This window comes from Streptomyces sp. NEAU-174, assembly GCF_052665095.1.
The window spans coordinates 497396-523135 of the sequence record NZ_JBQTCE010000004.1; the positions used below are offsets into that span (position 1 = coordinate 497396).

Genomic DNA, 25740 nt, shown 5'->3' on the forward strand with positions numbered 1-25740 from the left:
TATATCGGCCGGAAAGGGCAGTCGAGCGCGATGACGAATCAGCACCCCACCCAGCACCCCGTGGCACATGACGCACCCGAGGAGGCCATCGCGGTCGTCGGGCTGTCGTGTCGCCTTCCGGGAGCCCCGAGCCCGGGGGCCTTCTGGGATCTGCTCCGCAGCGGAACGGACGCCATCACCGAGGTGCCCGAGGGACGCTGGGAGTCCGCGACCGGTGCCGCCGTGCCCGAGGACACCGTGCCGGGGATGCGCCGGGGCGGCTTCCTGCCCCGGGTGGACACCTTCGACGCCGCCTTCTTCGGCATCTCACCGCGCGAGGCCGTCACCATGGACCCGCAGCAGCGGCTGGTGCTGGAGCTGGCCTGGGAGGCGCTCGAGGACGCGGGCATCGTCCCGGCCGCACTGCGCGACAGCCGCACCGCCGTCTTCGTCGGCACCCTGCGCGACGACTACGCGGCCCTGCTCTACCAGCACGGGGTGGAGGCGATCACCCAGCACACCATGGCCGGTGTCAACCGGGGCGTCATCGCCAACCGCGTCTCCTATCACCTGGGACTGCGGGGCCCCAGTCTGACCGTCGACTCGGCTCAGTCGTCGTCGCTGGTCGCCGTCCACCTGGCCTGCGAGTCGCTGCGTGGCGGGGAGTCGGAGGCGGCCATCGTGGCGGGGGTCAACCTCAACATCCTCGCCGAGGGTGCGGTCACCGAGGAGCGGTTCGGCGGGCTGTCCCCGGACGGCACCTCCTACACCTTCGACGCCCGCGCCAATGGATTCGTACGGGGCGAGGGCGGCGGGGCCGTCATCCTCAAGCCGCTCTCCCGCGCGGTCCGCGACGGCGACCGCGTGTACGGGGTCATCGTGGGCAGCGCGGTCAACAATGACGGGGCGACGCCGGGCCTCACCGTCCCCGGCCGCGACTCCCAGGAGCAGGTGCTCCGCGAGGCGTACGAGAGGGCGGGAGTGGCCCCCGGGGCGGTGCAGTACGTGGAGCTGCACGGCACCGGCACACCCGTCGGCGACCCGATCGAGGCCGCGGCCCTGGGCGCGGTGCTCGGCGCGGGGCGGGCCGGGGGCGAGCCGCTGCGGGTCGGCTCGGCGAAGACCAACGTCGGCCATCTCGAAGGTGCCGCGGGCATCGTGGGCCTGCTCAAGGCCCTGCTGGCACTCAGCCATCGCGCGCTCCCCCCGAGCCTCAACTTCAAAAGCCCCAACCCGGCGATCGACCTCGCCGGGCTCGGGCTGGAGGTGCAGCGCGAGCTGACCGGCTGGCCCGCGCCCGACCGCCCGCTGCTGGCCGGTGTGTCCTCGTTCGGCATGGGCGGCACCAACGCGCATGTCGTCCTCGCCGAGAGCCCCGTACCCGCTCCCGAGCGGGACCGGGCGCCGGCCGGGCCCGCCGTCATCCCCTGGGTGGTCTCCGGCCGCACCGCGGACGCCCTGCGCGCCCAGGCCGAGCGGCTGGGCGAGGCCGTCGCGGCCGACGACACCCTCGACCCGGCGGACATCGGCCTCTCCCTCGCGGCACATCGCACCCTCTTCGGCCACCGCGCCGTCGTCCTCGGCGAAAGCCGCGCGGCGCTGCTGGAGGGGCTCGCGTCCGTGGCCCGGGCCGCCTACTCCCCGGGCGTCGTCATCGGCGACGCGCCCACCGGCGCGGAATCGCCGGGCGGCCCGGCGCTGCTGTTCACCGGCCAGGGCGCGCAGCGCGTCGGCATGGGCCTCGGACTGCGCCGGTCCTTCCCGGTGTTCGCCGACGCCCTCGACGAAGTGTGCGCCCATCTCGACCCGCTGCTGGACCGCCCGTTGAGCGAGGTCATCGCCTCCGGCGACGGCTTGGACGAAACCCATCTCACCCAGCCGGCGATCTTCGCGGTCGAGGTGGCGCTGTACCGCCTCGTCACCTCGTGGGGCCTGGTGCCCGAGTACGTCGCGGGCCACTCCATCGGCGAGATCGCCGCGGCGCACGCCGCCGGGGTCCTCTCGCTCGCGGACGCCGCAGCGCTGGTGGCCGCGCGGGGCAGGTTGATGGGACAGCTCCCGGCCGGGGGTGCGATGGCCGCCGTACGGGCCGGGGAGGACGAGCTGCGGACACTGCTGGCCGATGAGCCGGAGGCCGTGGTCGCCGCCGTCAACGGCCCGCGGTCCACGGTGGTCTCGGGCACCGGGGACGCCGTCGGCCGGATCGTCGCACGGCTGGTGGAACGGGGTGTCAAGGCCCGTCGGCTGACGGTCTCGCACGCCTTCCACTCCCCTCTGATGGACCCGATGCTGGACGCGTTCCGCCGCGTCGTCGAGGGCCTGACCTTCCACGAACCGCGGCTGGCGGCCGTGTCCACCGTCACCGGTGAGCCGGTCGGGCCCGGACAGTGGTCGTCGCCGGAGTACTGGGTGGAGCAGGTGCGCCGCCCGGTGCGGTTCCTCGACGCGGTACGCGCCCTGGAGGACGCCGGCGCCACCACCTTCCTCGAACTCGGCCCGGACGGCGTCTGCTCGGCGATGGCGGCCGAATGCGTGCGCGACGCGGAGACCGTGGCGTCGGTCGCGGCGCTGCGGTCCGGACGTCCCGAGGCCCGGACCCTGCTCACCGCCCTGGCCACGGTGTTCGTCCGGGGCGGGCGGGTGGACTGGGCGGCGGTCTACGCGGGCAGCGGCGCCCACCGGGTCGGCCTGCCCACGTACGCCTTCCAGCGCGAGCCGTACTGGATCGGCGGCGCGGCCCGGGCCGCAGCGCTCCCCGCCGCTCCCGCGGCCCCCATGGCGTCCCCCGTCCCCGACGTCCGGGCGGAGACCGTGGCGGACCTCGAAGGGCTCGTCACCGCCCGGATCGCCGCCGTACTGGAACTGACCGATGAGCGGCGCGTCGGAATCCACACCTCTTTCAAGGACCTGGGCTTCGACTCGCTGATGTCGGTGGAGCTGCGCGACGCGCTGTCCGCGGCCACCGGGCTGCGGCTGCCCAGCGGACTGCTGTTCGACCGGCCGACGCCCGCCGCGCTCATCGACCATCTGCGCACCCTGCTGGCCGGTGACCCGGTCCCGGACGGCGTGGCCGAGCGGAGACGACCCGGTGCCGATGTCTCCGCCGAGCCCATCGCCATCGTCGGGATGGCCTGCCGCTACCCCGGCGGAGTCACCTCGCCCGAGGACCTGTGGCGGCTCGTCGCCGAGGGCGGCGACGCCATCTCGGGGTTCCCCACCGACCGAGGCTGGGACGAGGACCTCTTCGACCGGGACCCGTCGCGCGGCGGCAAGAGCTCCGTGCGCGAGGGCGGCTTCCTCCACGACGCCGCCCGGTTCGACGCCGCCTTCTTCGGGATCTCACCGCGCGAGGCGCTGGCGATGGATCCGCAACAGCGGCTGCTGCTGGAGACCGCGTGGGAGGCCCTGGAGCGGGCCGGGCTGGACGCCTCCACACTGGCGGGCAGCCGTACGGGCGTGTTCGTGGGCGCCACCACGCTCGACTACGGGCCGCGGATGCACGAGGCGCCCGACAGCGTCGAGGGCCATGTGCTGACCGGCACCACGCCGAGCGTGATGTCCGGCCGGATCGCCTATCACCTGGGACTGATCGGCCCGGCCGTGACCGTGGACACCGCGTGCTCCTCGTCGCTGACGGCGCTGCACCTGGCGGTGCGTTCGCTGCGCTCCGGGGAGACCACGCTCGCCCTCGCGGGCGGCGCCACGGTGATGTCGGCGCCGGGGATGTTCGTGGAGTTCTCCCGGCAGCGCGGACTCGCCGCCGACGGGCGCTCGAAGTCCTTCGCGGCCGCCGCCGACGGCACCTCATGGGCCGAGGGAGTCGGGCTGCTCGTGGTCGAACGGCTCTCGGACGCCCGTGCCAAGGGTCATCGGGTGCTGGCGGTGATCCGGGGCAGCGCGGTGAACCAGGACGGTGCGAGCAACGGCCTCACCGCGCCGAACGGCCCCTCCCAGGAACGGGTGATCCGCCAGGCACTGGCCGACGCCGGGCTCCACGCCACCGAGGTGGACGCGGTGGAAGCACACGGCACCGGAACCCGGCTCGGCGACCCCATCGAGGCCGAGGCCCTCATCGCCACCTACGGCAAGGGGCGTGAGCGGCCGCTGTTCCTCGGCTCGCTGAAGTCGAACATCGGGCACGCCCAGGCGGCGGCCGGGGTCGGCGGTGTGATCAAGATGGTGCAGGCGATGCGGCACGGTCTGCTGCCCAAGACCCTGCACGTGGACGAGCCGACGCCGCGAGTGGACTGGTCGGCCGGGGCGGTGGAGCTCCTCACCGAGCGGGCCGACTGGCCGGAGACCGGCCGCCCCCGGCGCGCCGCCGTCTCCTCGTTCGGCATCAGCGGTACCAACGCCCATGTCATCCTCGAACACGATCCGGCGGAGGTGCCCGCCGCCCCCGCCGACGGGCCGGCCGTCTCCGCCGTTCCCGCCCCCTGGGTGATCACCGCCCACGACGAGACGGCCCTGCGCGCCCAGGCCGCCCGGCTGCTCGACCTCGCCTGCGCCGATCCGGCACCGGCGGCGGCCGACATCGGGCTCTCCCTGGCCACCACACGGACCGCGTTCGACCAGCGGGCGGTCATCCTCGGCAGCACAGCCGAGAGCTACCGCACGGCCCTCGACGCGCTGGCCCGGGGCGCCGAGGCACCCGGGCTGGTGACCGGGAGCGCCGCCGGGGAGGGCCGGACCGCGTTCCTCTTCACCGGGCAGGGTGCCCAGCGAGCCGGTATGGGCCGGGAGCTCCATGCGGCGTCCCCGGTCTTCGCCGCCGCCCTCGACGAGGTCTGCGCGGCGTTCGCCCCCCACCTCGAACGGCCCCTGCGCGATGTGATGTTCGCCGCCGAGGGCAGCGTCGAGGCCGCCGCCCTGCACCGGACCGGGTACACCCAGCCCGCGCTGTTCGCGATCGAGGTGGCGCTGTTCCGGCTGCTGGCGCACCACGGGCTCACCCCCGCCCTGCTCGCCGGGCACTCGATCGGCGAGCTGGCCGCCGCCCACGCGGCCGGGGTGCTCTCGCTCGACGACGCGGCCGCGCTGGTCGCCGCCCGGGGGCGGCTGATGGAGGCGGCGCGGCCCGGCGGAGCCATGATCGCGATCGAGGCCGAGGAGTCCGAGCTGGCCGCGGACCTCGCCGAGCACACCGGCCGACTCGGCATCGCCGCCGTCAACGGGCCCACCTCCGTGGTGGTCTCGGGCGACGAGGACGTGGCCGAGCGGATCGCGGCCGACTGGCGGTCGCGGGGCCGCAGGACGCGCCGGCTGACGGTTTCGCACGCCTTTCACTCACCGCATATGGACGGCATCCTCGACGCGTTCCGCGACATCGCCGCGGGCCTGGCCTTCCACGCGCCCACGATCCCCATCGTCTCCACCGTCACCGGTGAACTCGCCGACGCTACCACCCTCGCGTCACCCGACTACTGGGCCGGGCAGATCCGCGCCACGGTGCGCTTCCTGGACGCGGTGCGCACCCTCGAACGCCACGGTGCCGGGGTCTTCGTGGAGGTGGGTCCGGATGCCGCGCTGACCCCGCCGGTCCGTGCCGCCCTCACCGGTGAGGGCACCGCCGTCCCGCTGCTGCGGTCCGGCCGCTCCGAGCCCGAGACCCTCGCCGCGGGCCTCGCCACCGCGCACGCGCACGGCGCCCCGCTCGACGCCGGTTCGTTCTTCCCCGGTGCGCGCCGGATCGACCTGCCGACGTACGCCTTCCAGCGCGAGCACTACTGGCTCTCCCCCGCACCACCCGCCGACGCCCGGGGGCTCGGCCTCGACTCGGCGGATCATCCGCTGCTGTCCACCACGGTGGAGCTGGCCGGGCGCGAGGAATTGGTCCTCACCGGCCGCCTCGGCACGGGCAGCCATCCATGGCTGGCCGATCACGCCATCGACGGCACGGTCCTGGTGCCCGCCACGGCCTTTCTCGAACTGGCCCTGGCCGCGGGCGGCCGCCTCGGCGCCGACCGGGTGGAGGAGCTGACGCTGGAGGCGCCGCTGGCGCTGCCCGCGCAGGGTTCGGTCCGGGTACAGGTGACGGTGGACGGCCGCGACGCCTCCGGGGCCCGTGCCTTCAGCGTCCACGCCCGCCGCGACGGCACCGACGACGACCCCCCGCCGTGGACCCGCCACGCCTCGGGTGTCCTGGGCGGCGCGGCAGGCCCGGACCACGGCGGGCCGGACGAGACGCTGTCGCAGTGGCCGCCCGCGGATGCCACGCCCGAGCCGCTGGACGGTGTCTACGAGCGCCTCGCCACGCTGGGATACCACTACGGCCCCGCCTTCCAGGGGCTCACGGCCCTGTGGCGCGCGGGCGAGGTCCGGTACGCGGAGGTGTCCCTGCCGGACGCGCACCAGGCGGACGCCGATCGCTTCGGCATCCACCCCGCACTGCTCGACGCGGTTCTCCATCCGCTGGTGCTGCATGCCGCCGACGCGGCGGGGAACACCGCCGCCGAGTCGATCAGACTGCCGTTCGCCTGGGGCGATACGACGCTGTACGCGACCGGTGCCGCCACCGTACGCGTGCGGATCTCCCCCACCGGAGCCGACACGTTCGCGCTCACCGTGGCGGACCCGACCGGCCGGCGCGTAATGTCGGTCGAGTCGCTCGCGCTCCGGCCGGTCGCCCGGGACCGGACGGCCCCGGGCGGTGGCGGCCATGACCTCGACGCCATGTTCGGGGTCGAGTGGGCGGACGTCACCGCACCCGGCTCGGGCGCGGTGCGGATCGCCGAGGCCGTCGAGGGCGAACTGCCCGCCCCGGACGGAGCGGACGCGGTGTGCGTCCACGTCGACCGGCTCCGTACACCCGCGTCCGGTGGAGGCCTGCCCACAGACGGTCGGGAGGTGCCCGCGGCCGCCCGGGAGACGGCGGTGGCGGTGCTGGACCTGGTGCGGCGGTTCCTCGCCGATGAACGGTACGACGGGAAACGGCTGATGGTCGTCACCCGGGGTGCCGTGGCGACCGCCGACCGCGAGGCCCTCGCCTCACCCGTCACCGCCCCCGTGTGGGGACTGGTGCGCGCGGCGCAGTCCGAGCACCCCGGCCGTCTGGTGCTGGTGGATCTGGACGCGCACACCTCCGATGCCGGGGTCGAGCGGCTGCTGCCCATCGTCCTCGCCACGGGCGGACCGCAACTCGCCGTCAGAGCCGACCAGTTGAAGGAGCCCAGGCTGGTCCGGGCGGGCCACGTCGATGACGCGGCGCCCATCGCCGTGGCCCCGGACACCACCGCACTCATCACCGGCGGCACCGGCGGGCTCGGTGCGCTGTTCGCCCGGCATCTGGTGGTGTCGCACGGTGTACGGCGGCTGCTGCTGGTCAGCCGCCGCGGCCCGGACGCACCGGGCGCCGCCGAACTCACCACGCAGCTGAGGGATCTGGGCGCGACCGACGTCGATGTGGCCGCGTGCGATGTCACCGACCGCGCGGCGGTGGCCACGCTGCTGGCCCGCTTCTCCCCGGACCGGCCACTCGGCGCCGTCATACACACCGCCGGTGTCCTGGACGACGTCACCATCGAAAAACTCACACCGGAACGGCTGGACACCGTCCTGCGCCCCAAAGTGGACGCCGCCTGGCACCTGCACGAACTCACCCGCGACCTCAACCCCACCGCCTTCGTCCTCTTCTCCTCCGTCTCCGGCCTCCTCGGCACCGCCGGCCAGGCCAACTACGCCGCCGGCAACACCTTCCTCGACGCCCTCGCCACCCACCGCCACACCCAAGGACTCCCCGCCCTCTCCCTCGCCTGGGGACTGTGGGACGGCACCCATGGCATGGGCGGCTCACTCGGTGAAGCCGACCTTGCCCGCTGGCGCCGTGCGGGTGTCAGAGCGCTCACTCCGGAGCAGGGGCTCGCCCTGTTCGACGCGGCCCTCGTCGGCGGTCCGGCACTGCGCGTCCCCGTCGCCCTCGACCTGCCCGCCCTGCGGGCGCTCACCGATGAGCCACCGGCCCTGCTGCGCGGGCTCGGCGCTCGGTACCGCCCGCGCCGCGCCGCCGCGCGGACCGCCGCACCGGGCGAGCCGGCCTGGGCCCGGCGCACCGCCGCACTCCCCGCTGAGCAGCGGCGGGACGCGGTGCTCGAGCTGGTGCGCGACACGGTGGCGGCCGTACTCGGCCATGCCGACGCCACGGCCCTCGACCCCCGGCGGGCCTTCAAGGAGATCGGGTTCGATTCGCTCGCCGGTGTTGAGCTGCGGAACCGGCTGAACGCCACCACCGGGCTGCGGCTGCTGCCAACGGCGGTCTTCGATCATCCGTCCCCGCAGGCGTTGGCCGAACATCTGCTCTCCAAGGTCTCGGACACCGTTCCCGCCCCTTCCCGGACCATCGTCCCGTCCCGTTCCGTCCCTGCGGACGAGCCGATCGCGATCGTCGGGATGGCGTGCCGCTATCCGGGCGGGGTGGCCTCGCCGGAGGACCTGTGGCGGCTGGTCATGGACGGCACGGACGCGATCAGCGAATTCCCGGTCAACCGGGGCTGGGACCTGGACGCGCTCTACGACCCGGACCCCGAGAAGACCGGCACCTCGTATGTGCGGCACGGTGGATTCCTGCACGACGCCGACCAGTTCGACCGGGAGTTCTTCGGCATCGCGCCGCGTGAGGCGACCGCGATCGACCCACAGCAGCGGCTGCTGCTGGAGACCGCGTGGGAGACCTTCGAAAGCGCCGGACTGGACCCGGACACCCTGCGCGGCTCCCGCACGGGCGTGTTCACCGGCGCCATGTACGACGACTACGCCTCCCGGCTGTCCGCCAGCCCCGAGGAGTACGAGGGCTTTCTGCTCGCGGGCAACCTCTCCAGCGTCGTGTCCGGCCGTCTTTCGTACACCTATGGGTTCGAGGGTCCCGCCATCACCGTGGACACCGCGTGCTCCTCATCCCTGGTCGCCCTGCACCTCGCGGCGAACGCACTGCGCTCCGGCGAATGCGACCTGGCACTCGCGGGCGGCGTCACCGTGATGGCGGGGCCCAGTGTCTTCGTGGAGTTCTCGCGGCAGCGTGGGCTCGCGGCGGACGGCCGGTGCAAGTCGTTCTCCGCGACCGCCGACGGCACCGGCTGGTCCGAAGGCGTCGGACTCCTCCTCGTCGAACGACTCTCCGACGCCCGCGCCAACGGACACCGCATCCTCGCCCTCCTCCGCGGCAGCGCCATCAACCAAGACGGCGCCAGCAACGGCCTCACCGCACCCAACGGCCCCGCCCAAGAACGCGTCATCCACCAAGCACTCACCAACGCAGGACTCCACCCCCACGACATCGACGCCATCGAAGCCCACGGCACCGGCACCCGACTCGGCGACCCCATCGAAGCCAACGCCCTCCACACCACCTACGGCCACAACCGCCAACACCCCCTCCTCCTCGGCTCACTCAAATCCAACATCGGCCACACCCAAGCCGCCGCAGGCGTCGGCGGCATCATCAAAATGATCCAAGCCATCCACCACGGCACCCTCCCAAAAACCCTCCACATCGACCAACCCACCCCCCACGTCGACTGGACATCCGGCGCCATCCAACTCCTCACCGAACACACCCCCTGGCCCGACACCGACCACCCCCGCCGCGCCGCCATCTCATCCTTCGGCATCAGTGGCACCAACGCCCACGTCATCATCGAGCAGGCCGCCCCGGAGGACGCCGCGCCCGCAGCCGCCGAGCGGCCCGAGCCACCGCGGGACCCCGCGCCGTCCGCGGTGCCATGGCTGGTCTCGGGCCGTGGCGAGGCGGCGCTGCGCGCCCAGGCCGCCCGGCTGGCCGACTTCGTCGCCGCCCGCCCCGAGCTGGAGGTCGCGGATATCGGGCTCTCCCTGGCCACCACGCGCGCCCGCCACGACCATGCGGCGGCCGTCGTGGCCGCCGGACGGGACGAATTCCTGGCGGGGCTACAGGCGCTGGGGCGGGGCGAGGAGTCGCCCTCCGTCGTCCACGCGGGCCCGGGGCGGCAGCGCGGCCGGACCGCGTTTCTGCTGACCGGTCAGGGTTCGCAGCGGCTGGGCATGGGCCGTGAGCTGTACGCGTCGTCGCCGGTGTTCGCGGCGGCCCTCGACGAGGTGTGCGCCCATCTGGACACCGCTCTCGACCGTCCGTTGAAGAGTGTGCTGTTCGCCCCGGAGGGGTCCGCCGACTCTGCGCTGCTGGACCAGACGGCGTTCACCCAGGCCGCGCTGTTCGCGCTGGAGACCGCGCTGTTCCGGCTGGCCGAACACCATGGCCTCACCCCGGACTTCCTGCTCGGCCACTCCATCGGCGAGCTCACCGCCGCCCATCTCGCCGGGGTGATCGACCTGCCCGACGCGTGTGTTCTGCTCGCCGCGCGGGGACGGCTGATGCAGTCCGCCCGCGAGGGCGGTGCGATGGCCGCGCTGGAGGCGTCGGAGGACGAGGTGCGCGCCACGCTCGCCGGATACGGCGACGCCGTCGCCATCGCCGGGCTCAACGGCCCTCGTTCCACGGTGATTTCGGGCGACGCATCCGCCGTGGACGAGGTGGCCGCGCACTGGCGGGGCGAGGGCAGGCGGATCAAGCGGCTGCCGGTGAGCCACGCCTTCCACTCGGCCCATATGGACGAGGTGCTCGACGAGTTCCGGGCCGTGGCCGAAGGGGTCACCTTCCGTCCGCCGCGTATCCCGGTGGTGTCCAACGTCACCGGTGAACTGGCCACCGAGGAGCAGCTGACCTCGCCCGGCTACTGGGCCCGGCACATCCGCGAGGCCGTCCGCTTCCTCGACGGGGTGCGGCTGCTGGAGGGACGAGACGTCACCGAGTGGCTGGAGCTGGGCCCCGACGGAGTGCTGACCGCGCTCGTCCAGGACTCGCTGACCCGCGACCCCGGCGCCCTGATCCCGACGCTGCGCAGGGGCCGGCCCGAGGACCGCTCCTTCGCCACCGCCGTCGCCCGGTCGGCGGCCCGGGGCGCGCCGGTGCGCTGGGACGCGGTGTTCCCCGGCGCCCGTACGGTCGAACTGCCCCGATACGCCTTCCAGCGGCAGCGGTACTGGCTCCAGGAGCGGGCCACCGTCGGTGACGCCGCCGGATTCGGCCTTTCCGCCGCCGACCATCCGCTGCTCCCCGCCGCCGTGACCCTCGCCGGCCGCGATGAGCACGTCCTCACCGGGCGGCTGTCGCGTCGCACCCACCCCTGGCTGACCGATCACACGGTCGCGGACACCGCGCTGCTGCCCGGCACCGGACTGCTGGAGCTGGCCCTGCGGGCCGGTGACCAGCTCGGCGCGGGCGGTGTGGACGAACTGACGCTGGCCGCGCCCCTGGTGCTGCCGGAGCGAGTCGGGGTCCGGTTGCAACTGGTCACCGGGGCGGCCGACGACCGGGGCGGGCGCGCCGTACAGATCTTCTCCCGGCCCGACACCGAGGACGCGGACGGCGCGTGGACACTGCACGCCCACGGCAGGCTGTTCGGCGCGGCCGAGGCCGACGCGGCCCCCGGCGCCGAGCTGACGGCCTGGCCACCGCCCGGCGCCACCGAGACCGACCTCACCGGCGCCTACGAACGGCTCGCCGAACGGGGCTACGACTACGGCCCGGCGTTCCGGAACCTGCGCCGGGTGTGGACGGCGGACCGCGAGCTGTACGCGGAGGTCGTGCTCGGCGAGGAGACGCGCTCGGAGGCGGGGCGCTTCACGCTCCACCCGGCCCTGCTCGACGCCGCGCTCCACACGCTGCTGCCCGGGGTCGCCCGGGACGAGGGCATCTCGTGGCTGCCGTTCTCCTGGTCCGGTGTCGGCGTGCGGGCCACCGGCGCCACCGCGCTGCGCGTCCGTCTCGCCTTCACCGGTCCGGACACCGGAGCGGACACCGGAGCCGACGCTCGGACGGTCGCGCTGACCGTGGCCGACGCCACCGGCGCGCCGGTCGCCTCGGTCGAGGCGCTCACCCTGCGGCCGCTGTCCGCCGACGCGCTGCGGGCAGCCGCCGACGCCTCGGGAGACGGTCTGCTGAAGGTCGGCTGGACACCGCTGCCCGAGCCGTCCACCGCCGTGGAACCGGCCGGCTGGGCCGTCCTCCGCGCCGAGGGGACCGGTGTGCTCGGGCTGCCCGAGGACACGGTGCGGTCGTACGCCGACGGGCGAGCCGTCGTCCAGGCGCTGGACGAGGGTGCCGAACCGCCGTCCGTTCTGCTGCTGCCCTGCCGCCCGGACGCGGACACGGCGACGGCGGACGGTGATGTCCCGGACGCGGTCCGGGCTGCCCTGGGCCGTGTGCTGGCGGACGTCCGGACTCTGCTGGCCGACGAACGCCTCGCCGGCACCCGGCTCACGGTGGTGACCTGGGGCGCCGTCGCCACCCGGCCCGGGGAGGAGGTGACGGATCTGGTCCATGCCCCGGTGTGGGGGCTGCTGCGTTCCGCGTGGACCGAGAACCCGGAGCGCGTCCAGCTCATCGACCTCGACCACACCACGCCCGGCGGAACCGCCGCGCAGACCGACCTCCTGGTGCGCGCGGTGCACAGTGGCGAGGCGCAGCTGGCGGTGCGCGGCGACACCCTGCTCGTCCCCCGGCTGGCCCGTACCCGCCCCGCACCGGAGCCCACGCCGCGGCCGACGCCACGGTGGGACCAGGGCACGGTGCTGATCACCGGCGGCACCGGTGCGCTCGCCACCCTCCTGGCCCGGCATCTGGTGGTGTCGCACGGTGTACGGCGGCTGCTGCTGGTGAGCCGCCGCGGCCCGCAGGCGCCCGGAGCGGCCGAACTCCTCGCCGAACTGCGCCGGTTGGGCGCCGAGGACGTCGATGTGGCCGCGTGCGATATGACCGACCGCGCGGCGGTGGCCACGCTGCTGGCCCGCTTCTCCCCGGACCGGCCGCTCGGCGCCGTCATACACACCGCCGGTGTCCTGGACGACGTCACCATCGAAGGACTCACACCGGAACGGCTGGACACCGTCCTGCGCCCCAAAGTGGACGCCGCCTGGCACCTGCACGAACTCACCCGCGACCTCAACCCCACCGCCTTCGTCCTCTTCTCCTCCGTCTCCGGCCTCCTCGGCACCGCCGGCCAGGCCAACTACGCCGCCGGCAACACCTTCCTCGACGCCCTCGCCACCCACCGCCACACCCAAGGACTCCCCGCCCTCTCCCTCGCCTGGGGACTGTGGGAGGAGACCAGCGACTTCACCGGCCATCTGGCCGAGGCCGACCTGCGCCGGCTGGCCCGTTCCGGGCTGCTGCCGCTGGCCACGGCCGACGCCATGGGGCTCTTCGACGCGTCGCCCGCCACCGGCGAGCCGGTGCTCGCGGTCACCCGTCTGGACACCGCCGCGCTCCGGGCGTCCGGCGGGGGTATTCCCCCGCTGCTGCGCGGCCTGGTACGCGCCGTTCCCCGGCGTGCGGCGGCGGCGGACGACGGCCAGGACAGTGGCGGCGGGCTCGTCGAACGGCTCGCCGCGCTGTCCCCGGCCGACCGCGGCCCCGCGCTCACCGATCTCGTCCGCGGACGGGTCGCGGCCGTCCTCGGCCACGCCGACCCGGGGGCCGTCGACCCCGACCGGCCGCTCCAGGAGCTGGGCTTCGACTCGCTGACCGCGGTCGAGCTGCGCAATCAGCTCGGCACGGCCACCGGGTTGCGGCTGCCCACCACGCTGGTCTTCGACCACCCCACGGTGGGCGCGCTCGCGGCGTACCTGCTCGGGCAGCTCGCCGTCGAGGACACCGCCGGGGACACCGGCCCCGCCGGAGCCGTCCTCGCCGAGCTCTCCCGGCTCAGGTCCGCGATCGAGCGGGCCGCGTCGGACGACGCCGGGACGGCCGACCGGATCGCCGCCCAGCTGCGCGAACTGCTCGACGCCGCCGAGCCGGCGGGCGGCCGCACCGGAGCGGGCGGCGAGGACGGCGACGATCTCGAATCCGCCACCGACGAGGAACTCTTCGCCCTCGTCGACGAATTCGACTGAGCGGTCCGGACCGGGGCCATGGCCGCGGCCACGCGCGGTCACCGCCCCGCTTCCGGACATCCGAGCCATCAATCACACCACATCTGGGGAGTTGAGCACCATGGCGGACGAGGGCAAGCTCCGCGACTACCTCAAGAAGGCCATCGCGGACGCCCGTGAAGCGCGCCTGCGGCTGCGCGAGGCCGAGGAGAGACAACGCGAACCGATCGCGATCGTCGGGATGGCGTGCCGCTATCCGGGCGGGGTGGCCTCGCCGGAGGACCTGTGGCGGCTGGTCATGGACGGCACGGACGCCATCGGCCCGTTCCCCGACGACCGGGGCTGGGACCTGGAGGGGCTGTACGACCCGGACCCCGACCGGATCGGCGCCTCCTACGGGCGCGAGGGAGGTTTCCTGTACGACGCCGACGGCTTCGATCCGGAGTTCTTCGGCATCGCGCCGCGTGAGGCGACCGCGATCGACCCGCAGCAGCGGCTGCTGCTGGAGACCGCGTGGGAGACCTTCGAAAGCGCCGGACTGGACCCGGACACCCTGCGCGGCTCCCGCACGGGCGTGTTCACCGGGGTGATGTACAACGACTACGGTTCGCGCCCGCACGTACCGCCGGAGGACTTCGAGGGCTATCTGTTCAGCGGCAGCGCGGGCAGCATCGCCTCGGGCCGCCTCTCTTACACCTATGGGTTCGAGGGTCCCGCCATCACCGTGGACACCGCGTGCTCCTCATCCCTGGTCGCCCTGCACCTCGCGGCGAACGCACTGCGCTCCGGCGAATGCGACCTGGCACTCGCGGGCGGCGTCACCGTGATGTCCACACCCGTCGCGTTCATCGAGTTCTCGCGGCTGCGCGGGCTCGCGGCCGACGGCCGGTGCAAGTCGTTCTCGGCAGCCGCCGACGGCACCGGCTGGTCCGAAGGCGTCGGACTCCTCCTTGTCGAACGACTCTCCGACGCCCGCGCCAACGGACACCGCATCCTCGCCCTCCTCCGCGGCAGCGCCGTCAACCAAGACGGCGCCAGCAACGGCCTCACCGCCCCCAACGGCCCCGCCCAAGAACGCGTCATCCACCAAGCACTCACCAACGCCGGACTCCACCCCCACGACATCGACGCCATCGAAGCCCACGGCACCGGCACCCGACTCGGCGACCCCATCGAAGCCAACGCCCTCCACACCACCTACGGCCACAACCGCCAACACCCCCTCCTCCTCGGCTCGCTCAAATCCAACATCGGCCACACCCAAGCCGCCGCAGGCGTCGGCGGCATCATCAAAATGATCCAAGCCATCCACCACGGCACCCTCCCCAAAACCCTCCACATCGACCAACCCACCCCCCACGTCGACTGGACATCCGGCGCCATCCAACTCCTCACCGAACACACCCCCTGGCCCGACACCGGCCGCCCCCGCCGCGCCGCCGTCTCATCCTTCGGCTTCGGCGGCACCAACGCCCATGTGATCCTGGAGGAGGCGGTCCCGGAACCGGAGCCCGCGTCCGCGGATGACGCCCGGCTCCCTTCGGCTCCATCGGCGAAGGGCCCGGCCACCGTGCCCTGGCTGCTGTCGGCCCGTACCCCCGAGGCCCTCCGCGGCCAGGCGCGCAGACTGCTCGCGCTGGTCGAATCCGAGGACGCCCCCGCCGTCCAGGACGTGGCCTACTCCCTCGCCACCACGCGCACCGGTTTCGTCCACCGGGCGGCGGTGGTCGGCGGCGACGGGGAAAGCCTGATCGCGGGGCTGCGGTCGGTGGCGGAGGGACAGCCGGGGCCAAGCGTGGTGACGGGGGCCAGGTCGGCGGGGCGTACGGCTTTCGTGTTCTCCGGTCAGGGGGCCCAGCGTGCCGGGATGGGACGCGAGCTGTACGCCGCCTACCCGGCGTTCGCCGCGGCCCTCGACGAGGCGTGCCAAGCACTGGACACCCACCTGGAACGCCCCCTGAAAGAAGTGATGTTCGCCGAGGAAGGCTCCCCCGAAGCCGCCCTGCTCCAAGAGACCGGATACACCCAGCCGGCCCTCTTCGCCTTCGAAGTCGCCCTGTACCGGCTACTCGAATCCTGGGGAATCACCCCCGACCTCGTCACCGGACACTCCATCGGCGAACTCACCGCCGCCCACATCACCGGCATCCTCACCCTCCACGACGCCGCCCGCCTCGTCACCACCCGCGCCCACCTCATGCAAACCCTCCCCCACGGCGGAACCATGATCGCCATCCAAGCCACCGAAACCGAACTCACCCCCCTCCTCGAACAACACCCCCACCAAGCCACCATCGCCGCACTCAACACCCCCACCTCCCTCGTCATCTCCGGAGACCACACCACCGTCACCACCATCGCCCACCACTTCACCACCCTGGGACGACGCACCAACCACCTCACCGTCTCCCACGCCTTCCACTCCCCCCACATGGACCCCATCCTCGAAGAACTCCGCACCACCGCCAAAGAACTCACCCACACCCCACCCAACCTCCCAGTCGTATCCACCCTCACCGGACAACTCGCCACCGACCAAGACCTCCGCACCCCCGACTACTGGACCGCACAAGCCCGCCAACCCGTACGCTTCTCCGACGCCATCGCCGAGTTGGAGGCCCAAGGTGTCACCACCTTCGTGGAGCTGGGCCCGGCCGGAGTGTTGAGCGGGCTGGTGCCGCAGGCCGTCGCGCGGCCCGACGCCGTCGTGGCCGTGCCCACCGGGCGCACCGGGCGCCCCGAGGCCGAGGTGCTGACAGGTGCGCTGGGGACCCTGTACACCCGGGGCGTCGCGGTGGACTGGCGGGCGTTCTTCGACGGCTCCGGCGCCCGCACGGTGGCCCTGCCCACCTACGCCTTCCAGCACCGGCGCTACTGGCTGCTGCCCGACCCCGATGACGCCGCGGCTGCCGCGCCGCGAAGGGGCCCGGCCGGGGTGCGGGCCGAGGAGCGGGGCTCCGAGGAGGAGGCCGGGGCTCCGACCCTGGCCGAGCGGCTGGCGGTGCTGTCCGAGCCCGAGCGGGAGCGGTATCTGCTGGACACCGTCACCGCGATGGTGGCCTCGGTCCTGGGACACGCCGACCCTGCCGGGATCACCCCCGACCGGCCCTTCCAGGAGCTGGGCTTCGACTCGCTCACCGGTGTCGAGCTGCGCAACCGGCTGAGCGCCGCGACGGGCGCCGACCTACCGCCCACCCTGGTCTTCGACTATCCGAACCCGGCCGCGCTCACCGCGTACCTGCTGGTGGAAACCGCCCCTCGGCCGGTGGATCCGGTCCGTGCCGTCCATGACGTGCTGGACCGGTTCGAGGGGACGCTGGCGGAGCTTCCGCCGGACGAGGAGGCCCGCTCCGGGATCTCCGTACGGCTGCGGGCGCTCCTGGCGGAGCTGTCCGGGCCGCAGAGCGCCCCCGCGACGGTCGAGGCGCTGCCGACGCCCCTCACGGCCGCCTCGACGGACGAGATCTTCGACTTCATCGACACCCAGCTCGGCCGCGCGGCCGGCTGAACCGCCGCCACCCCGCCCCCCACCGCGTTCCCGGCAATGTGCTCGCCGCACGGAGGAGAGACTGATTCCGCGTGTCCGCTGACAAGTCCAACGAGCAGAACCAGGCCGAATCCAGAGAACAGAAGCTGGTCGACTATCTGAAGTGGGTGACCACCGACCTCCAGAAGGCGCGTGAGCGGATCGCCGAGCTGGAGGGCGCCAGTGCGGAGCCCATCGCGATCGTGGGCATGGCGTGCCGTTTCCCGGGCGGGGTCGCCTCGCCGGATGAGCTGTGGCGGCTGGTCGCCGACGGCAGGGACGCGATCAGCCCGTTCCCCACCGACCGCGGCTGGGATCTGGACGCGCTCTACAGCCCCGACCCGGAGCGCCCCGGCACCTCGTACACCCGCGAGGCCGGATTCCTCGACGGGGCGGCGCTGTTCGACGCCGATTTCTTCGGTGTCTCGCCCCGTGAGGCGCTGGCGATGGATCCGCAGCAGCGGCTGCTGCTGGAGACCGCGTGGGAGGCGTTCGAGCACGCCGGGATCGACCCGGCCACGCTCAAGGGGTCACGGACCGGTGTCTTCGCCGGTGTGATCGAACAGAGCTATCTCGGGCTCGAGGGACCCGAGGAGTTCGAGGGCTATCTGCTGACCGGGAAGCTCAGCAGTGTCGCCAGTGGCCGTGTCGCCTACGCCTTCGGGCTGGAGGGCCCCGCGCTGTCCGTGGACACGGCGTGCTCGTCCTCGCTGGTCGCCCTGCATCTGGCGATGCGGTCGCTGCGGACCGGAGAGTCGACGCTCGCCCTGGCCGGAGGCGTCACCGTGACCGCCACCCCCGGTGGCTTCGTCGACTTCTCTCGGCAGAAGGGGTTGGCTCCCGACGGCCGGATCAAGTCGTTCGCGGCGGCGGCCGACGGCACCTCGTGGTCGGAGGGTGTCGGGCTGCTCGTGGTCGAGCGGCTCTCGGACGCCCGGCGGAACGGGCATCGGGTGCTGGCCGTGGTGCGCGGCAGCGCGGTGAACCAGGACGGTGCGAGCAACGGCCTCACCGCGCCGAACGGCCCCTCCCAGGAACGGGTGATCCGCCAGGCACTGGCCGACGCCGGGCTCCACGCCACCGAGGTGGACGCGGTGGAAGCACACGGCACCGGAACCCGGCTCGGCGACCCCATCGAGGCGCGCGCACTGCTGGCGACATATGGCCAGGGCCGGAAGCGGCCACTGCTGCTCGGCTCGCTCAAGTCCAACATCGGGCACACCGTGGCCGCCGCCGGGGTGGGTGGCGTCATCAAGATGGTGCAGGCGATGCGGCACGGTGTGCTGCCCAAGACCCTGCACGTGGACGAGCCGACACCCATGGTCGACTGGTCTGCCGGGGCGGTGGAACTCCTCACCGAGCCGACCGACTGGCCGGAGGCCGGCCGCCCCCGGCGCGCCGCCGTCTCCGCGTTCGGGGTGAGCGGCACCAACGCCCATGTGATCCTGGAGCAGTACACCGAGGCGGAGGAGGACGTCCCGGGCGGGGAACCCATCCGGACCGGAGCGACGCCCACGCTGCCCTGGTTGGTGTCGGCGCGCGATGAGGAGGGGCTGCGGGCCCAGGCCGGGCGGCTGGCCGCGTACGCCATCGCCCACCCGGAGGCGAATGCCGCCGATATCGGCTGGTCCCTGGCCACCACCCGCACCGCACACGACCATCTCGCGGCCGTGGTCGGTGCCGACCGGGAAGATCTGATCGCGGGGCTGCGGTCGGTGGCGGAGGGACAGCCGGACCCGAACGTGGTGACCGGAACCAGATCGACGGGACGAACAGCGTTCCTGTTCTCCGGTCAGGGCGCCCAGCGTGCCGGGATGGGACGGGAACTGTACGCCGCCTACCCGGCGTTCGCCGCGGCCCTCGACAAGGCGTGCCAAGCACTGGACACCCACCTGGAACGCCCCCTGAAAGACATCATGTTCGCCGAGGAAGGCACCCCCGAAGCCACCCTGCTCCAAGAGACCGGATACACCCAGCCAGCCCTCTTCGCCTTCGAAGTCGCCCTGTACCGGCTACTCGAATCCTGGGGAATCACCCCCGACCTCGTCACCGGACACTCCATCGGCGAACTCACCGCCGCCCACATCACCGGCATCCTCACCCTCCACGACGCCGCCCGCCTCGTCACCACCCGCGCCCACCTCATGCAAACCCTCCCCCACGGCGGAACCATGATCGCCATCCAAGCCACCGAAACCGAACTCACACCCCTCCTCGAACAACACCCCCACCAAGCCACCATCGCCGCACTCAACACCCCCACCTCCCTCGTCATCTCCGGAGACCACACCACCGCCACCACCATCGCCCACCACTTCACCACCCTCGGACGACGCACCAACCACCTCACCGTCTCCCACGCCTTCCACTCCCCCCACATGGACCCCATCCTCGAAGAACTCCGCACCACCGCCAAAGAACTCACCCACACCCCACCCACCCTCCCAGTCGTATCCACCCTCACCGGACAACTCGCCACCGACCAAGACCTCCGCACCCCCGACTACTGGACCGCACAAGCCCGCCAACCCGTACGCTTCTCCGACGCCATCACCACCCTCCACCAGCACGGAGCCACGACCTTCCTCGAAATCGGCCCCAGCGGTGCGCTCACCGCCCTCGCCCAGGACGTCCTCGCCGACCTGTCCGGGACCACTACCGCCATCGCGCTGCTGCGGCGCGACCAGGCCGAGACGCGGAGCCTGGTCGGTGGTCTCGCCCGGCTGCACGGCACGCGAACACGTCCCGACTGGCGGGCGTTCTTCGACGGCACCGGGGCCCGCACGGTGGACCTGCCCACCTACGCCTTCCAGCACCGGCGCTACTGGGTGGACGCGGCCACACCGCACACCGACGCCGCCGGGCTCGGCCTCCAGCCCGCCGAACACCCGCTGCTGGGAGCGGCGTTGCTGCTCGACGACACCGACGAGGCCGTGTTCACCGGCCGGCTGTCGTCGCACACCCACCCCTGGCTCGCGGACCATACGGTGGCGGACACCGCCGTCCTGCCGAGTGCCGCACTGGTCGAGCTGGCCATGCGGGCGGGTGACGAGGTCGGCTGCCCCGTGCTGGAGGAGCTCACACCGGACGCGCCCCTGGCCCTGCCGTCCGGCGGCGCGGTCCGGCTGCGGGTGAGGATCGGGGCGCCCGACGGATCCGGGCGGCGGGCGATCACCATCCACTCCCGGCCGGAGGACGGCGGCGTCTCCTGGCTGCGGCACGCGCACGGCAGTGTGGGCCCCGGCGCTCCGGCCGCCCCGCCGACCGCGCCGTGGGCGGTGCCCGAGGACGCGGAACCGGTCCCGGTGGACGGCTTCTACGAGCGGCCCGACGGGACGGGCACGGCCTACGGGACGGCCTGCCAGGGGCTCACCGGGGTATGGCGGCGCGGCGAAGAGCTGTTCGCGGAGCTCCGGCTGCCCGCCGAGGTGGCGGATCGAGGAGCCGGCTTCGGCCTGCATCCCATCCTGCTGGACGCGGCGCTGCACCCACTGTCGCTCACCGGCGCGTCCGCCGCGTGGGCCGATCGGTGGCGGGGCGTGCGGCTGTACGCCACCGGCGCCACCACGCTTCGGGCGCGCCTGTCCCCGGTCACGGTGGCCACGGCGGACGAGGCACCGGGGGCGGGTGGCGGTACGTACACCCTGCGCCTCACCGATCCGTCCGGTCAGCTCGTCGCCGAGGCGGCGGCCGTGACGGTGCGTCCGCTCCCCGTCGCCGAGCTCACCGTCTCGAAGACCCGTCCGCACGACGCGCTCTTCCGTCTCGACTGGATCGCGCGGCCCCTCGCACCGGCCGAAGCGGGCCCCGCCGCCCGCTGGGGCGTGCTCGGTGGAGCGGACCCCGCCCCGGGGGCCGTGGTCTTCCCGGATGTGGCCGCGGCGGCCGCGGCGGTGGCCTCCGGTGCCCCCGTCGACGCCGTCCGCGTCACCCTCGGCACCCGGGACGGCGGCGCCGCCGACGACTGGGGCCGCACCACCGTCGGGCGCGCGTTGAGCCTGGTGCGGGAGTGGCTGGCGGACGAACGGCTGGCGGAGGTCCGGCTGGTGGTGGTGACCGCGGGCGCGGTGGCCACGGCCCCCGGCGAGGACGTCACCGACCTGGGCGCCGCCGCAGCCTGGGGGCTGCTGCGCTCGGCCCAGTCGGAGAACCCCGACCGCATCGTCCTCCTCGACGCCCCACCGGCGTCGCTCACCGACACCGCGCTGTCCGCCGTCGTGTCCTCGGGCGAGCCGCAGGCCGCGCTGCGGCGGGACACGATGCTGGTGCCCCGGCTGGCCCGAGTGGCCCATGACCACCGCACCGCCCCGCCGGTGTGGGACGGCGCGGGTACGGTCCTGATCACCGGTGGCACCGGCTCGCTGGGCGGGCTGTTCGCCCGCCACCTGGTGGCCGAGCACGGGGTGCGCCATCTGCTGCTGGTCAGCCGACGCGGTGAACGGGCCGAGGGGGCCGCCGAGTTGGTGGCGGAGCTGACCGGACTCGGTGCCGAGGTCGCGGTCGAGGCATGCGATGTCTCCGACCGGGACGCGCTCGCCGCGGTGCTCGCCCGTGTCCCGGCGGCACATCCGCTCACCGGGGTCGTCCACACCGCCGGTGTCCTGGACGACGGGCTCGTCGCGTCCCAGACCGCCGAGCGGCTGGACGGTGTGGTGCGGCCGAAGGCCGACGCGGCCTGGCATCTGCATGAGCTCACCCGGGAGCTGGACCTCACCGCCTTCGTCCTGTTCTCGTCCGTGGCCAGCGCGGTCGGCGGGCCCGGTCAGTCCACGTACGCCGCCGCCAACGCCTTCCTCGACGCACTCGCCCAGCACCGCGCCGCCCGGGGGCTGCCCGCCACCTCCCTCGCCTGGGGTCTGTGGGCGCAGGCCACCGGCCTCACCGGAGGGCTGACCGAGACCGACCTCAGGCGTATCGCCCGCAGCGGCCTCCGCCCGGTCCCGGCCGAGCGGGGGCCCGCCCTGCTCGACCTCGCGCTGCGCCTCGGCCTTCCGTACGCCGTCGCCACCCCGTTGGACCTCGGGACGCTCCGCGACCAGCCACCGGTCCCGGCGCTGTTCCGCTCTCTGGTGCCGGTCCCGGCGCGCGCGGTCGCCCGTGCCGCGGCCGATGAGTGCACGGCGCTGTCCGACCGGCTGGCCGGACTGTCCGCGGCACGCCGGCGCGAGGTGATCCTGGAGTCGCTGCTGAAGGAGGTGTCCGGGGCCCTCGGCCACGGCGGAGCCACGGCCATCGACACCGAACGCCCCTTCCCCCAGCTGGGTTTCGACTCCCTGACGTCCGTGGAACTCCGCAACCGGCTCGCCGCGCTCACCGGTCTGCGGCTGCCGGCCACCGTGGTCTTCGACCATCCCACCCCGGACGCCCTGGCCGGGTATCTGGAGGCGGAGATGCTCGCGGCGGACGGCGGGACCGGCGGCCGGGACGGCGCCGCCCCGGACGCCGTCGACTTCGCGGCGGACATCCGGCTCGGCGCGGACATCCGGCCCGCGTCCGAGGTCGTACGCGGCTGCGCGGACCCGCGGGAGATCCTGCTGACGGGCGCGAGCGGCTTTCTCGGCGCGTTCCTGCTGCGGGACCTCATGCGCACCACCCGGGCCAGGATCCACTGCCTGGTGCGCGGCGCGGACGAGGCCGCGGCGTACCGGCGGCTGCGCGAGAGCCTCACGTGGTACCGGGTCTGGGACGCCATCGACCCCGACCGGCTGGTGGTGGTCGTCGGCGACCTCGCCGAGGAGGGGCTCGGCCTTCCGCCGGAGGTCTTCGACTCCCTGGCCCGTACGGTCGACGTCGTCTACCACGCGGGGGCCACGGTGCACTGGCTGCATCCGTATCCGGCGCTGCGGGCGGCCAACGTCCGCGGCACCGAGGAGATCCTCCGGCTGGCGGCCCGCCACCGTACGGTGCCCGTGCACCACGTCTCGACCGTCGGTGTGTTCAACGGCCCGGTCACCGAGGGCGTACCGCTGAAGGTGACCGACCCGACCGGCCCCGCGGAGACGCTGCCCAGCGGCTATCTTCAGAGCAAGTGGGTCGCCGAGCAGCTGATCGGCCTCGCCCGCGACCGGGGTCTGCCGGTCTCGGTCTACCGGGTCGATGTGATCTCGGGCGACCAGCGCAACGGCGCCTGCCAGACCCGCGACTTCGTATGGCTCAGCCTCAAGGGGCTGCTCCAGGCGGGGAGCGTCCCGGCCGATGCCGGGGGCCGCTTCCATCTGCTGCCGGTCGACTACGTCAGCGCGGCGATCCTCGGCATCTCCATGCGACCGGAGACCTCCGGGGGGACGTTCCACCTGTTCAACCGCAGCTCCTTGAGCCTCGCCGACTGCGTGTCCCAGCTGCGCCGCCTTGGCTACCGGCTGGACGAGACGGACTGGGAGCGGTGGAGCGCCGCGGTGCGGGCCGACCGGGAGAACGCGCTGCTGCCGCTGTTGCACGCGTTCGAGATGATGGCCTCCGACACCGACTCCTTCTATCCGCCCTTCGACACCACCGAGACGGAGGCGGCGCTGGAGGGCACCGGGATCAGCTGCCCGCCGCTGACCGAGGAGCTCTTCGCCACCTACGTGGAGTTCTTCGTGCGGGAGGGCCATTTCCCGGCCGCCGTCTGACGTCACCGCCCTGAGCAGGCCGCCGTCCGTCTCCGAGTGGGGGCGGACGGCGGTCGTGTGCGGCCGTCATGCCGTCGTGGGCTGGGGTGGCGGGGACCAGCGGCCCCGCCTGCGGCGGGCTCGGTCCGGAGACCGGTCGCAGCCGCCGGGTGAGGACAGGGCCTTGCATGATCATGCGTAACCCTGCATACTCCTGCTGTGTCCAAAGTTCTCACCTCCCTCCCTGTCGGCGAACGCGTCGGGATCGCCTTCTCAGGCGGCCTCGACACCTCGGTAGCGGTCGCGTGGATGCGCGACAAGGGCGCGGTGCCCTGCACCTACACCGCCGACATCGGCCAGTACGACGAGCCCGACATCGCCTCGGTCCCCGGGCGCGCCACGACGTACGGCGCGGAGGTCGCCCGGCTGGTGGACTGCCGGGAGGCCCTGGTGGAGGAGGGGCTCGCGGCCCTCGCCTGCGGGGCGTTCCACATCCGCTCCGGCGGCCGCAGCTACTTCAACACCACTCCGCTCGGGCGGGCGGTCACCGGCACCCTGCTGGTGCGCGCCATGCTCGAGGACAATGTGCAGATCTGGGGCGACGGCTCCACCTTCAAGGGCAATGACATCGAGCGGTTCTACCGCTACGGCCTGCTGGCCAACCCCTCCCTGCGGATCTACAAGCCGTGGCTGGACGCCGACTTCGTGAGCGAGCTCGGCGGCCGCAAGGAGATGTCGGAGTGGCTGCTCGCCCATGACCTGCCCTACCGGGACAGCGCGGAGAAGGCGTACTCCACCGACGCCAACATCTGGGGCGCCACCCACGAGGCCAAGTCGCTCGAGCACCTCGACACCGGTATCGAGATCGTCCAGCCGATCATGGGCGTGCGGTTCTGGGACCCGTCGGTCGAGATAGCGGCCGAGGACGTCACGATCGGCTTCGAGCAGGGCCGGCCGGTGACGATCAACGGCAAGGAGTTCGCCTCCGCCGTCGATCTGGTGCTGGAGGCCAACGCCATCGGCGGACGCCACGGGCTGGGCATGTCCGACCAGATCGAGAACCGCGTCATCGAGGCCAAGAGCCGGGGCATCTACGAGGCACCGGGCATGGCGCTGTTGCACGCGGCCTACGAGCGGCTGGTCAACGCGATCCACAACGAGGACACCGTCGCCACCTACCACACCGAGGGGCGCCGCCTCGGCCGGCTGATGTACGAGGGCCGCTGGCTGGACCCGCAGGCGCTGATGGTGCGCGAGTCGCTCCAGCGCTGGGTCGGCGCGGCGATCACCGGCGAGGTGACCCTGCGGCTGCGGCGCGGTGAGGACTACTCCATCCTGGACACCTCAGGACCGGCGTTCAGCTACCACCCGGACAAGCTCTCCATGGAGCGGACCGAGGACTCCGCCTTCGGTCCCGTGGACCGGATCGGCCAGCTGACCATGCGCAACCTCGACATCGCCGACTCGCGCGCCAAGCTGGAGCAGTACGCCGGTCTCGGCATGGTCGGCAGCTCGCATCCGGCGCTGATCGGTGCCGCGCAGGCGGCCTCCACCGGGCTGATCGGCGCGATGCCGCAGGGCGCCTCCGAGGCGATCGCCTCGGACGGGCATGTGTCCGGACAGGACAAGCTGCTCGACCGCGCCGCGATGGAGTTCGGCGCCGACTGACCTCCCCGCTTCCTCTGGTCCGCCGCCCACCCGCGCCCGAGCGCGGGTGGGCGGCGGCGTGTTCCGGCCGGGCCG

The 25740-nt window shown here is 73.4% G+C and carries 3 protein-coding genes and 1 pseudogene; all 4 read left to right on the top strand.

Going from position 1 to position 25740, the window contains the following annotated elements; translation table 11 throughout:
• Window positions 1-30: 30 nt before the first annotated feature.
• The 4 genes and pseudogenes from ACT2CW_RS14680 (at window position 31) to argG (ending at window position 25665) form a co-directional block, all read left to right on the top strand.
• Entirely contained in the window at window positions 31-13902 is a 13872-nt protein-coding gene (locus tag ACT2CW_RS14680; RefSeq protein WP_445516874.1) for an SDR family NAD(P)-dependent oxidoreductase, read from the top strand.
• 91 nt (window positions 13903-13993) lie between these two features.
• Window positions 13994-17389, top strand: a complete 3396-nt coding sequence (locus ACT2CW_RS14685) for a type I polyketide synthase (RefSeq protein ID WP_445516875.1) — start codon at window positions 13994-13996, stop codon at window positions 17387-17389.
• Between the two features lie 125 nt (window positions 17390-17514).
• Window positions 17515-24018, top strand: a pseudogene (locus ACT2CW_RS14690) (type I polyketide synthase); the annotation flags it as partial.
• A gap of 198 nt (window positions 24019-24216) precedes the next feature.
• Window positions 24217-25665 carry an argininosuccinate synthase gene (argG, locus tag ACT2CW_RS14695; protein WP_182473887.1) on the top strand — a complete coding sequence of 483 codons (1449 nt, stop codon included), beginning with the start codon at window positions 24217-24219 and terminating at the stop codon, window positions 25663-25665.
• The last annotated feature ends 75 nt before the right edge of the window (window positions 25666-25740 follow it).

Bases quoted from the DNA above. Each gene is read 5' to 3' on its own strand.
- ACT2CW_RS14680 (WP_445516874.1), top strand. From the start codon at position 31: ATGACGAATCAGCACCCCACCCAGCACCCCGTGGCACATGACGCACCC.